This window comes from Bacillus atrophaeus, from assembly GCF_039519175.1.
GTDB classification, from domain to species: Bacteria; Bacillota; Bacilli; order Bacillales; family Bacillaceae; genus Bacillus; species Bacillus atrophaeus.
This window is the reverse complement of sequence record NZ_CP154443.1, coordinates 740,082-752,246: the sequence shown is the minus strand read 5'-3', so window position 1 is coordinate 752,246 and position 12,165 is coordinate 740,082. Positions and strand designations below refer to the sequence as shown.

Genomic DNA, 12,165 nt, shown 5'->3' with positions numbered 1-12,165 from the left:
GGAGGCTTTTATGAGAAAGATAAAAAAAATGCCAGAAGTAAATTTACAAGCATTAAGAATTCCAAAAGGATGGACTATAAATCAAAATAGTTTTCGAGAAATTGATCCGAAAAATCTAGCTCCAGAAGATGAAAAGTGGTTATTTTTTTCACAGGATTTATTGCAATTAACATACTCTAGAAAGAACTATATGGTTGATTTAGGCTGGTATCCAGATGCAGATGCTGAGGGTAATTATCAACTAATCATGGTACAAGACGAGAATTGGGAACAGCCTGTTTATGAATTTCAGTCAGTTAGTCACATTGAAATAGTTAAAAATATAGAACTTATACTAAATCGAGTTGCAAATAATGAATTATAGTGAAACATGTATTTAAAAATGCATTATTGAATAGCAAAACAAAAAACTTGTGAACCTGAGTCGCAAGTTTTTTTGTTGTAGAAAACCCAGACCTCTAATTTATCTGAAGTAATGTATGGAATTAACCAGTATATACCATGTTTTGTTTTATAAGAGCCTTAATAGTTACAGACAATAAATCAAAGGGAAATTATCCTTGTCATTTGACATTCCTCCGAACAAGAAAATTAATTCCTGTATATCTGGCTTAAGTATACAGACGGGGACACTCCAGTGACTCTTTTGAACACTCTGCTGAAATAATAAGGATTAGAAAATCCTAACTTGTTGCTTACTTCGGTTATGTTTTTATTGCTTTTTTTGAAAATATCAATCGCCTGTTCAATCAGCAGTTCATTTTTGTATGCTGTGATGCTTTTTCCGGTTTGTTTTCTGAAAAGGGTGGAAAGGTAGGCATAGTTCATGCCTAAAGCGCTTTCAATATCTTTGCTGGCCAGCTTTTTATTTTTGTCCTGATGGAGTAATTCAATGATTTGCGTAATGATTCGGGAGGATCGCGAACGTTCCCTCTCGCTTATAGAGTTACTGTAGAGATCAATGAAAAACTGATATGTTAATGAGCAGACCTGCAGCGTTCTGAAAACATAAGACGACTCAAATGCTTTTAAGATGTTGGCTAGCTGTCTTTCTGCATAATCTTTAGGGGACAAGCTGCCGCTTTTAGGAAATGTCAGTTGTGTGGAATATACGCTGTCAAGAATAACGGTTGAGTTGTTAAAATGGGGGAATTCTTGTATTTCTTCTGCTTGATCTAAAGGGTGATCATCATAAAAGTGGATGTAATACCATTCGGTTCCGGGTTTATAAAAATCTGCACCCCAGTGTGGTGTATTTTTTTTAAGAAAAAGATATTCACCCGCTTGAATGCGATATTCATTTTCATCTTCAAAAACATGAATGGCGCCCTGCTTGACGTAAAAAAACACATTCACCTTATCCATATTTCGATCCGGATGACGGTAAACCCCTTCTATATCCGTCATATGACCGATCTCACGAATCATTGGCAAGCGATTGGAATGCAATTTTATTTCATACATGGTTACACCGCCTTTTATCTTGCACTCATAACTAGTGTACACGAGAATTCCAAAAAAAAGATATGTATTGTATAAATTTTGAATTCACATGCATTTCAAACATTTGGATAATGGAAGCATAATAAGTGAGTGGAGGTAGGGAGATGGAAACCACAACATTATTAGATGGGGTATTTTATGATTCACAGATGAAAGGCAAAGAATTTTTGCTTTTTTTAGATGTAGATCGTCTGCTGGCTCCGTGCTATGAAGCTGTTTCGCAGGCTCCTAAAAAGCCCCGTTATGGAGGGTGGGAAGCGACTCAGATTGCCGGACATTCCATTGGTCATTGGCTTTCAGCCTCATCAGCAATGTATCAGGCTTCGAAGGATAAAAAACTAAAAGACAAATTGGACTACGTGATCAATGAATTGGAGCATATTCAGCAATTTGATGCAGAGGGATATCTCAGTGGTTTTCCGCGGGCGTGTTTTGATGAGGTTTTCAGCGGAGATTTTCGGGTGGATCACTTTAGTCTGGGAGGCTCCTGGGTCCCGTGGTACAGCATTCATAAAATTTTCGCGGGATTAATTGATACGTACAATGTAACCGGCAATAAAACGGCTTTTAAGATTGTAATTCAGTTAGCAAACTGGGCAAAACGTGGATTGGATAAACTTACGGATGAACAATTCCAACGTATGCTGATTTGCGAACATGGCGGAATGAATGAAGTCATGGCGGATCTTTATTTGCTTACTGAAAATCAAGCGTACCTGGAATTGGCTGAACGTTTCTGCCACCGTGCCATCCTTCAGCCTTTGGCTGAGGGTAATGATGAACTTGAGGGGAAGCATGCTAATACGCAGATACCCAAGGTGATCGGGGCAGCCAAGCTGTATGAAATCACGGGTAATGAAGAGTATAGGCAAGCAGCGCTTTTCTTTTGGGAACAGGTTGTTCATCATCGTTCCTATGCGATTGGCGGCAACAGCATTAGAGAACATTTTGGGGCCGAGGGCAGTGAGGAATTAGGCATTATGACGACGGAAACGTGTAATACGTATAATATGCTGAAATTGACCGGGCATTTATTCCATTGGTCTCATGAAGCCAGATATATGGATTACTATGAAAAGGCGCTTTATAATCACATTCTTGCCTCTCAGGACCCCGATTCGGGTATGAAAACATATTTTGTATCCACACAGCCGGGCCATTTTAAGGTGTATTGTTCACCTGAAGAGTCGTTTTGGTGCTGTACCGGGAGCGGGATGGAAAACCCTGCACGATACACGAAACATATTTACTATATGGACAACGAACAGCTTTATGTTAATTTATTTATCCCGTCACAAATGAAAGTCCCCGGTAAACATATCATCATAACGCAGGAAACTTCTTTTCCTGTAACCGAAAAATCCAGGCTGGTTTTTAAGAAAGCAAAGGGAGAGCCGTTGACTTTGCATATCCGTGTTCCTTATTGGTTGAGTGGTGCGATCAGAGCAACGGTTAATGGGGAAACGATAGACGCGTTCGTAGAAAAAGGGTACTTGGTTATACGCGGAAATTGGCTGAAAGGAGATTGCATTGAGATCGACTTGCCCATGAATCTTCATCCCTATCAAGCGAAGGATGATCCGAAGAAAAGTGTGATTATGTATGGACCTGTTGTGCTTGCCGGTGCATTGGGGAGGGTTAACTTTCCTGACACAGATATACTGGATGATCATCTGGCATTAAATAATCATCCTTTAATTGATGTCCCCGTTTTAGTGGCTGATGAACAGATGGAAGAGTGGATAAAGCGAACAGATGATACGTCACTCGTCTTTCAAACGGAGCCGATTGGCCACCCGAATCATGCAGAAATCACGCTTGTGCCGTTTTATGAGCTCCATCATCAGCGTTACTCCATCTACTGGTATCTCATGAATGAAGAGGAATATCTTCATTTTAAAGATGAAGAAAAAGAAAAACAGGAGAAGCTCAGAAGAATTACAGTTGATGAAGTGCAGCCAAATGAACAACAGCCGGAGGTCGAGCATCATTTAAAAAAAGAGAATTCATATTCCGGTTATTTAAATACTGTCCATAGCGGCTGGAGAGACAGCAGAGGGGACGGGTTTTTCAGTTATGAAATGAAAATAGATCCGCAAAGAACAATGTACCTGCTTGTCACTTATTTTGGGAGTGATGATACGCTGCATGTGGATGGAAAGAGCTATGAACGTGATTTTGACATCATGATAGATCATCAACGGATAGCCAGACAGCAGTTGAAATCAAATAAACCCGGTCAGCTTTTTGATGTATGTTATGAAATCCCCTTTGAATTAACACAAGACAAGGAAAACGTAACGGTGACATTTAAGTCCAATGAAGGAACGGCAGCCGGCGGAGTATATGGCGTAAGGATCATCATTGAGGAAGCGACTTTTCATTAGACACTTTATTTAAAAGGAGCGAACGTTGATGGGTGATGATCAGTATGCTATGACACCGCCAATAGGATGGACAGCTGGGGACTCCAGCGATAACAAAGGGAATACATTTGCGGCATTGTTCAATCTGAATGATGTCGAATCAACTGTCTGTGTTTCCTTAAATCAATTGGATCTGTACCGAATATACAGGCTATGGAAGAGGGAACAGTTAGCTGAAATAAAAGAGGAGATAACTGTCACAAAGCCTCATGCCGCAATTTTTTAAAGCTTTTACAGACTTGCTGATCTTGAATCACAGTACAACACAAAAAAACTTGCTGACCCGGGTCGCAAGTTTTTTGTGTGTTATTGATTTGTTTCAAATGTTTTCCGTGTCAGCCGAATAAAAGCCTCCAGCGGAGCGGACATCCACTTGTCCTTATGCCACGCCATTTGAGTAAAAACGGGGCATTCGTTTTTCCACATCAGTTCCTTCATCCGGCCTGTTTCAATTTCTGTTTTTACTGTCATTGCAGGCAGTATAGCGATGCCGAGTCCTGCCATCACGCATTGTTTGATCGCTTCAATGCTGACAAATTCTAATTTGTTCGGGTATACACACGCTTCATTTAAAGTTTCCTCAAAGAGCGTGCGGTAGGAACAGCCGTTTTCCGTCAGTAAAAGGGTTTCATTTTGCAGATCCTGCGGTGATACTGGTGAGTCAGCGGAAAAGGGATGGTCGATCGCTGCTACCATTTTAATCTCATCCGGGATCAGTGACTCGATGTGAAGTGCTTCATCCGGGCGGTTTACATCCATCATAAAGGTCGCATCCAGCAAGCCTTGAAGTAGCTGTTGTTTCGCTTGCTCGTTGGAAACATAGGGTTTGAATATGAGCTTCACCTGCGGGAAAGTTTGTTTGAATTCTTTTATGATTGATGGAAGGCGGTAGGTGCACTGGCTTTCTGTAGCTCCTATTTTTAATGTTCCTGTTGCTTCTTTTACTTTGTTTGCCGCCATTTTTGCTTCCTCGGTTAAAGTGATGATTTGCTCGGCGTAGCACTTAAACGTTCTGCCGGCTTCAGTTAACAAGAGCCGCTTGCCGAGCCGTTCAAACAATGGGGTTCCGATTTCTGCTTCAAGTGATTTTATCTGAGACGTGACACTGGATTGAGCGTAATTCAGCATCTTAGCGGTGAGGGTAAAATTCATCTGTTCTGCGGCCGTTTTAAAGGTGATCAGCTGTTTCAATTCCACCTGTCATCTTCCTTTCTAAATCGGTTTTAACGATTGATGTAATCGAAATAATCATCTGTATCGATTGATGAGTTCATTATAAGATGAAGAAAACCATTCGTAAAGGAGCCGATGGATCATGAATATTGCAGTGATTAATGGAGGAACACGGCCGGGCGGAAATACAGAGCTTCTCACGGAGAAAGCTGTTCAAGGATTGGCTGCGGATAACATCAATTTGCGTGATTACCGAATTGAGCCTATTGAGGATTTGCGCCACACTCAAGGCGGATTTCAGGCAGCAGCAGATGACTATGATTCAATCATTGAACGTATCTTGCCGAACGACATTCTTATATTCGCTACGCCTATTTATTGGTACGGCATGTCAGGAACGTTGAAAAATTTTGTTGATCGGTGGTCACAGACCATGAGAGATCCGAAATACTGTGATTTTAAAACGAGCATGTCCGCCAAAATGGCATATGTGATTGCAGTCGGAGGAGATGAACCCACGAGAAAAGGACTGCCTTTGATTCAGCAGTTTGAATATATTTTCGATTTTATAGGGATTTCTTTTGGCGGTTATGTATTAGGAGAAGGCAACCGGCCCGGCGATATTTTACACGATCAACATGCATTGTCTGCTGCCAGCCAGTTATTGAAAAGAAGTGATTTTATATGAAAATTCTAGTAGCTATACTCATTGGAATGCTGACTGTGGGATTATACTTATCTTTGAAATTACAATCATCTGCAGAATGGACATATGTTAAAACAGAACCGCACAAGGGTAAAACAAATAAACAATTTGTCCGAATGGCAGGGGGCACCTTACAAATAAAGCATAAAGTCACAAACGATGAAGATGAAGAAACGGTCTGCATTACAAACGGGATCTCCGGACCAAAATAAAAAAGCACCTGTACAGGTGCTTTTTCACAAATAAGGAACCACAAGCCCGCCGTATAAAAACGCCGCAATAATAAGAAAAGCGGGATGCAGCTTAAATTTTGTAAGGGCGAGGAGTGAAATGCCCGCGATCACAAGAGATTGAATCCATCCGATGGCTTTGATGCCGTCTGCTCCGATTTGCCATGTGAGGATGAGCATCATCACGGCAATGACGGGCTGGACGGACAGGGTCATGCCTTTGATCACCGGCGATTGACGGAAGCGCTGAATGATACGTAAAAGGACAATCAGTGCGAGGGCGGACGGCACAACAGTTGCGATCAGTGCAATCAGAAATCCGGGCCATCCGCCTGCGCTGTAGCCGACATAAGCCGCGATCTTCGTTGCGATCGGACCGGGCAGTGCGTTTGCGAGTGCGAGCATGTTTGAGAATTGGTCGTTTGACAGCCAGCTGTATCTGTTCACGACTTCTTCAAACATAAGCGGAATAGACGCAGGGCCGCCGCCGTATCCCAGAACATTTGCGATAAAAAACGCAAGAAATATATATAAAAAGATCATGAGGCGGACATCCCTTTGTCTTTATTATTTTTATTGGATATTTTGTTTTTCAGTTTAAAGTGAAATGCCCCGTATGCTAAGAAAATGATAATGACGATGCCAGGATTGATTTGTAGAAATTGAAGGCCGGTAAAAGCGATCATAAAAAACAGGATGCCGGTGACCCAGCCGAAACCTTTGAGCGCTTTTTGTCCAAACTCGTAAGCCATGATTCCGAGCATCACCGCGATAACAGGCGTCACAGCGCCGATCATACCTGCGACAACAGCCGAATGGCTTAAGACGTTAACGGCCGCAAACAAGGCAACCATGGCGAGACAGGTCGGCAGAATATGCGCGGCTGTTGCGATGATTGCACCGCATGTTCCCTTCAGTTTATAGCCTAAGTATGCCGCCATTTTTGTCGCGATCGGTCCGGGCAGCGCGTTGGCGATTGCCAGTATTTCTCCGAATTCATTATCATCAATCCACTTATATTTCGTAACGGCTTCATGGCGGATCAGCGGAATGACGGATGGCCCGCCGCCGAATCCCAATATTCCGGTACGCACCATGGCGGCCGTCATATCCCGATAAGCATGGTTTTTCATCAGTTTCTCCCCTTTACAGCTTCATTCCCATACGGCTTTTATATCGTTTGATCAGCATCTGGCAATCGACACTGACAACTCCCTGCAGCGGATACAGCCGTTTTGTCAGAAATTCTTCCATTTCTTGATCATTTGCAAATATTCCGTGCATGTGCAGTTTACTCGGCCCTGTCATGTGATAAAGGCTTGTGACCGCGGGTTCTTCCTCAAGCTGTAAGGCAACTTCCTCTAAGTACTGCGGTTCCACCTCGACATTAAAAAACACGGAGACGTGAATCCCGATTTTAGCGGGATTAATCACGGCGGTGAATTTTTCGATGACACCGGTTTCGATGAGCTGATTAATCCGTGACTGAACGGCGACGCGTGATAAACCGACCCTTTTCCCAAGATCGGTATAGGAAATCCTGCCTTCCTCATGCAAAATGGTCAGAATTTGTTTATCTATATCATCAACAACGAGATTAGGAATTTGATATTCATTTCCCATTTGCTCCACCTGCTTTCTTCAACCTTTTAGAAAACATTTTATCATATAAAATTCGTTTCGTATGAAGAAATTTTATTTTGTTTTCATAACGAATGAAAATGAGTTAGTTCAATTTCGAAAAGTAAATAGTTCGTCAGTTTTTCTTCCTGATCAGTAGATGGCAGAAAGGAAGCTCCTTATACTAAAGAAAATTTCTCAAAAAGGGGCCTTGGCATGAACAAATCAATCATCGGAACAAAGCAAATGGTCGTCAGTCCGCATTATCTCGCATCGCAAGCGGGAAACCGCATCCTTGAAAAAGGAGGAAACGCATTTGACGCCGCCGTGGCGGTGAGTGCTTGTCTTTCTGTTGTGTACCCGCATATGACAGGGCTTGGCGGTGATTCCTTTTGGCTGACCTTTCATCATGAAACGGGCGACATGAGAGCATATAATGGAAGCGGCCGTTCGGGGAAAAACGTGACGAGAGAGGTGTATAAGGGAAAAAAGGCGATTCCGCTTCGGGGGATCGAGAGCGCCATTACAGTTCCGGGAATGGTTGACAGCTGGGATGCCGTGCTGAAGGAGTATGGACGCATGCCGCTGGCGGATGTGCTGGAGCCCGCGCTTGAGTATGCTGTGAATGGGTTTCCTGTATCTGCTGATCAATGCCGCCATACAAATCGCAACCTTGAGCTGCTGACGTCTATGCCTTATACGGCTGATATTTTCACGAGAATTGGCAAAGCTCCTGTGCCGGGAGAGCGGTTTAAGCAAAAAGAGCTTGCGGACAGCTTGAAAGTGATTGCTGAAAAAGGGCGAAGCGCATTTTATGAGGGAGATATCGCCCAGATAATTGTTGCGTATTTGCAAAATAACGGAAGCTTTTTGACGCTTGCTGATTTTAAGGAGCACCGGGGCGAGTGGGCGGAGCCTGTGTCAACAGATTACCGCGGGTACAGCGTGTATCAGACACCGCCGAATTCTCAAGGCTTTACGGGGCTGATGACACTGAATGTGCTGGAATACTATGATTTTAGCCAAATTGAGCACGGTTCTTTTGAATACTATCATGTCCTTGTAGAAGCGCTGAAAAAAAGCTTTCTTGATCGAAATGCCGTGCTGACCGATCCTGCGTTTTCTGATATTCCGCTTGAGAAGCTCTTGGGTAAGAGCTATGCGAAGCAGCTGGCGGCGGAGATCGGCTATACTGCTGAAGCAGCGGCAAGCAGGCCTGTGGGAAGCGACACTGCATATGCGGCGGTTATTGATACGGACGGCAACGCGGTGTCATTTATTCAAAGCCTGTATTTTGAGTTCGGATCAGCTGTAACAGCCGGAGAGACCGGCATTCTGCTGCAAAACCGCGGCTCATTTTTCTCATTGGATGAACTTCATGTCAATACCCTTGAGCCAAAAAAGCGCACCTTCCATACGCTGATGCCGGCGATGGTGTGCAAGGACGGCAAACCGAAGATTCTGTACGGCACGCAAGGCGGTGAAGGCCAGCCGCAGACTCAGACGGCCATCATCACCCGGATGCTAGATTACGGAATGCATCCTCAGCAGGCGATCAACGAGCCGCGCTGGGTATGGGGCCGGACGTGGGGAGAGGATTATGAAGGGCTCAGGCTGGAAGGCAGGATAGAACCGGAAACGATAGAAAAACTCAGAGAAAGCGGCCATGTAGTGGAGGTCGTCAGTAATTTTGACAGACTGATGGGACACGCCGGAGCTATTTTGATAGATGATGAGCATTTTCTCCAAGGCGGCGCAGATCCGCGGGGAGACGGGGCTGCGGTTGGGGTCTGAGGAAACGTTTAGAAGAAAATGCACATATAAATAAAGATCACTAGAAACAAGCACGTGCCAAACAGATTGTAGATATATTGTTTTTCTTCCGGCTCATACTTCCATTCCATAAAGGTGCGAAATGAGCTAAGCAAAAGAAAGAATAAGATAATCATATACTCTGTGGGAAAATAGATGAGCGCGATGAGATAACTAATGAGCAGGACAATCTCCAGACATCTCTGTGTACTGTTTACAGGCTTATAACGCCAGCCCGGCTTATGTATGCCGAGTTTTTTCTTAGCATAGAAATGAAAGGCTATACTGAAAGCCGCGGCGATCAGCATTAAAATAATAAAGTGCAGCGTACTCATATAAAAACCCCCAACGATTAAGTCTTCCTCTTTATACGAAGCGGCAGGGCAGAAGTTTCATAAAAAAAACACCCGGAAGTTACTCCGGGTGTCCTATATCAGCGGTGTTTGTCTGCTGCTGAAAGATGTTCTTCATTTTATCCCAGGCGATTTCTGTATTTTCATCGAGATCAAATAAGCCCGAGTTGCCGATAATAAAAATATCATTTCCCGCTTCTGCAAGCGTGCGGAAGGTTTTTTCATTACAAGAGCCGTCTACTTCAATAACATACGTATAGTGATTCGTCTCTCTCCTTTTTTTAGCGTCACGGATTTTTTCTGTCATTTCTGTGATAAACGGCTGTCCGGCAAAGCCCGGATCGACCGTCATAATCGTGAGCTTATCAATCAGATGCACGTAGGGGCTGATCCAATCAAGCGGTGTGGCAGGGTTCAGCACGATCCCGACCTTTGCGCCATAATCCTTGATTTTTCTGATCAGCCGGAATGCATTCCGGTTAATGGTCTCGGCGTGCACGCTGATATAATCTGCGCCTGCCTCAGCCGTCATGTCTATGAAATCTTCAGGCTTTTCGACCATCAGGTGCGCGTCAATAGGGAGGTCCGTCATCATTCTAAGCTGGCTGATGAAAAACGGAGACAGCGTGATGTTTTTCACGAAATGGCCGTCCATGATATCAACATGGTACATATCGGCCCGGCTGTTTAAAATCGAAATCTGCTCGTTGAATTTCGTTAAATCCATACACATTAAAGAAGGCGAAAACTGGTATTTCATCATGTATACCTCGCTTTAGTTGAATAGTTGAATGATCCAGCCAAGGATAATGCCGATAATGCCAAAGTCTGAATCACCGTATGTGGTTCCTTCAAACCCGAGGGAACCGAGAACCGGCAAGAGAAGCGCCGGCAGAAAAGAAATAAGGAGACCATTGGCAAACGCTCCGATCACGGCTCCGCGAACTCCGCCGGTCGCGTTGCCATAAACCCCGGCTGCCGCTCCTGTGAAAAAATGAGGGACAAGCCCTGGAACAATGACACTGAGGCTGAAGACCGGAAGAAGGAAAATCGAGACAACCCCCGCCAGAAAACTGGATAGAAATCCGATAATTACGGCGTTTGGCGCAAAAGGAAAGACCGTCGGACAGTCGAGAGCGGGCTTGGCGCCTTTCACAAGTTTTTCGGCGATGCCTTTAAAGGCAGGCACAATTTCCGCGATCACCATCCTTACGCCGGCTAAAATGATATACACACCGGCAGCGAAGGTAATGGCTTGCATGAAGGAATAAACAAGATAATGGCTGCCGCCGCTTAACGATGATTCAATGTAACCCTTCCCTGCAAATGGAGCGACAATAAAGAAAAGAAGGGCCATCGTCAATGAAATCGAGACTGACGTATCACGCAGAAACCCTAATGATTTTGGGACTTTAATGTCCTCTGTCGAATGGGCAGTATTGCCGACACGCTTGCCGAGAAAACCGGCGATAAAATAGCCGACAGAGCCGAAATGCCCGAGGGCAAGATCGTCACTTCCGGTGATCTTCTTTGTATAAGGCTGAAGAATCGCTGGTGACAGAACCATAAGCCCCCCTAGAATAATGGCCCCGGCCGCAATGAGCGGAACGCCGCTGACGCCGCCGGTGATCAGCACGGCAGAGATCAGCGAAGCCATGTAGAGGATGTGATGGCCGGTCAAGAAAATATATTTGAACGGTGTCAGCCGTGCCAGCAGAATGTTAACAATCATTCCGAAAATCATAATTAATGCGGTTTCTGTTCCGAATGTTTTTTGGGCAATTGCTGAAATCGCATCGGTATTCGGAACAATGCCTTTAATATGGAATGCCTTTTCGAACATGCTGCTGAATACGGCAAGGGAATCCGAGACAATGGCGGCCCCGGCGCTGAGAATGACAAAGCCCATGGCTGTTTTCAGTGTGCCTGACACGGTATCAGCCGCGTTTTTCTTTTGCAGGAGAAGACCGGCTAAGGCGAAAATTCCGATTAAAATAGCCGGAGTTCCAAGGAAATCGTTTATTAGAAAATCAATCATACGTTGCACCCCCGTTGTCTGCCTTTTTTGTTTACAAGTTATTCAGGATGGCTTCTTTGATTTCATTTTGATCGAGCAGGTTTTTGAGGCCGGCTACCGTACGGGTGCCGTCATCAAGACTCGACACGATATCCGTTGAGCCGAGGTACAGATCCGCTGTTTCTGTTTTGCTTGAAGTGAGATCTGTATGGGAGACTTCTGCGTCAATGTTCAGTTCCTCAATTATTTTTTTCACATTCATTTCAACAATAAAGCTTGAACCGAGTCCGTTTCCGCAAACGATCAATATTTTTTTCATCTGAAT

At 44.2% G+C, this 12,165-nt stretch carries 15 protein-coding genes; 6 read left to right on the top strand and 9 right to left on the bottom strand.

What is annotated here, in order from left to right:
* Positions 1-10: 10 nt before the first annotated feature.
* The gene (locus AAHT65_RS03880) at positions 11-364 is read left to right on the top strand and encodes a hypothetical protein (RefSeq protein ID WP_061669132.1); all 354 of its coding nucleotides are present in this window, start codon (positions 11-13) and stop codon (positions 362-364) included.
* 227 nt (positions 365-591) lie between these two features.
* Here AAHT65_RS03880 and AAHT65_RS03875 read toward each other — a convergent pair whose 3' ends face one another.
* Entirely contained in the window at positions 592-1,464 is an 873-nt protein-coding gene (locus AAHT65_RS03875; protein ID WP_343311012.1) for an AraC family transcriptional regulator, read from the bottom strand.
* 143 nt (positions 1,465-1,607) lie between these two features.
* Here AAHT65_RS03875 and AAHT65_RS03870 point away from each other — a divergent pair, with 143 nt between their 5' ends.
* The gene (locus AAHT65_RS03870) at positions 1,608-3,890 is read left to right on the top strand and encodes a beta-L-arabinofuranosidase domain-containing protein (RefSeq protein WP_343311011.1); all 2,283 of its coding nucleotides are present in this window, start codon (positions 1,608-1,610) and stop codon (positions 3,888-3,890) included.
* A 28-nt stretch (positions 3,891-3,918) separates the two neighbouring features.
* On the top strand, positions 3,919-4,155 hold the full coding sequence (locus AAHT65_RS03865; RefSeq protein WP_327852676.1) for a hypothetical protein: 237 nt from the start codon (positions 3,919-3,921) through the stop codon (positions 4,153-4,155).
* An 80-nt stretch (positions 4,156-4,235) separates the two neighbouring features.
* Here the strand turns inward: AAHT65_RS03865 and AAHT65_RS03860 are convergent, their stop codons facing one another.
* Positions 4,236-5,126, bottom strand: a complete 891-nt coding sequence (locus tag AAHT65_RS03860; RefSeq protein ID WP_106272500.1) for a LysR family transcriptional regulator — start codon at positions 5,124-5,126, stop codon at positions 4,236-4,238.
* Positions 5,127-5,244: 118 nt separating this feature from the next.
* On the opposite strand from AAHT65_RS03860, the gene AAHT65_RS03855 reads away from it, so the two are divergent.
* Together AAHT65_RS03855 and AAHT65_RS03850 are read left to right on the top strand one after the other, a co-directional pair.
* Entirely contained in the window at positions 5,245-5,790 is a 546-nt protein-coding gene (locus tag AAHT65_RS03855; protein WP_106272502.1) for a flavodoxin family protein, read from the top strand.
* The gene (locus tag AAHT65_RS03850; RefSeq protein WP_343311010.1) at positions 5,787-6,020 is read left to right on the top strand and encodes a hypothetical protein; all 234 of its coding nucleotides are present in this window, start codon (positions 5,787-5,789) and stop codon (positions 6,018-6,020) included. The genes AAHT65_RS03855 and AAHT65_RS03850 overlap by 4 nt, the downstream gene beginning before the upstream one ends.
* Before the next feature lie 24 nt (positions 6,021-6,044).
* Here the strand turns inward: AAHT65_RS03850 and AAHT65_RS03845 are convergent, their stop codons facing one another.
* The 3 genes from AAHT65_RS03845 to AAHT65_RS03835 are packed head-to-tail and all read right to left on the bottom strand — an operon-like array spanning position 6,045 to position 7,661.
* The gene (locus AAHT65_RS03845; protein ID WP_088118111.1) at positions 6,045-6,581 is read right to left on the bottom strand and encodes a chromate transporter; all 537 of its coding nucleotides are present in this window, start codon (positions 6,579-6,581) and stop codon (positions 6,045-6,047) included.
* Positions 6,578-7,171: a chromate transporter gene (locus tag AAHT65_RS03840; protein WP_061669135.1), complete on the bottom strand. Its 594-nt coding sequence runs from the start codon at positions 7,169-7,171 to the stop codon at positions 6,578-6,580. The genes AAHT65_RS03845 and AAHT65_RS03840 overlap by 4 nt, the downstream gene beginning before the upstream one ends.
* Positions 7,172-7,184: 13 nt before the next feature.
* Positions 7,185-7,661 carry an Lrp/AsnC family transcriptional regulator gene (locus tag AAHT65_RS03835; RefSeq protein WP_003326641.1) on the bottom strand — a complete coding sequence of 159 codons (477 nt, stop codon included), beginning with the start codon at positions 7,659-7,661 and terminating at the stop codon, positions 7,185-7,187.
* A gap of 213 nt (positions 7,662-7,874) precedes the next feature.
* Here AAHT65_RS03835 and ggt point away from each other — a divergent pair, with 213 nt between their 5' ends.
* The gene (ggt, locus tag AAHT65_RS03830) at positions 7,875-9,452 is read left to right on the top strand and encodes a gamma-glutamyltransferase (protein WP_343311009.1); all 1,578 of its coding nucleotides are present in this window, start codon (positions 7,875-7,877) and stop codon (positions 9,450-9,452) included.
* Positions 9,453-9,460: 8 nt separating this feature from the next.
* Here ggt and AAHT65_RS03825 read toward each other — a convergent pair whose 3' ends face one another.
* The 4 genes from AAHT65_RS03825 to AAHT65_RS03810 form a co-directional block, all read right to left on the bottom strand.
* A complete protein-coding gene (locus AAHT65_RS03825) occupies positions 9,461-9,805 on the bottom strand; it encodes a DUF4181 domain-containing protein (protein ID WP_343311008.1) in 345 nt (114 codons plus the stop codon).
* Positions 9,806-9,884: 79 nt separating this feature from the next.
* Positions 9,885-10,583 (bottom strand): D-allulose 6-phosphate 3-epimerase, encoded by a 699-nt coding sequence (alsE, locus tag AAHT65_RS03820; protein ID WP_343311502.1) that lies wholly within the window; start codon positions 10,581-10,583, stop codon positions 9,885-9,887.
* A 15-nt stretch (positions 10,584-10,598) separates the two neighbouring features.
* Entirely contained in the window at positions 10,599-11,861 is a 1,263-nt protein-coding gene (locus tag AAHT65_RS03815) for a PTS ascorbate transporter subunit IIC (RefSeq protein ID WP_106360111.1), read from the bottom strand.
* 31 nt (positions 11,862-11,892) lie between these two features.
* Positions 11,893-12,159 (bottom strand): PTS sugar transporter subunit IIB, encoded by a 267-nt coding sequence (locus AAHT65_RS03810; RefSeq protein WP_010790135.1) that lies wholly within the window; start codon positions 12,157-12,159, stop codon positions 11,893-11,895.
* Between the last annotated feature and the right edge of the window lie 6 nt (positions 12,160-12,165).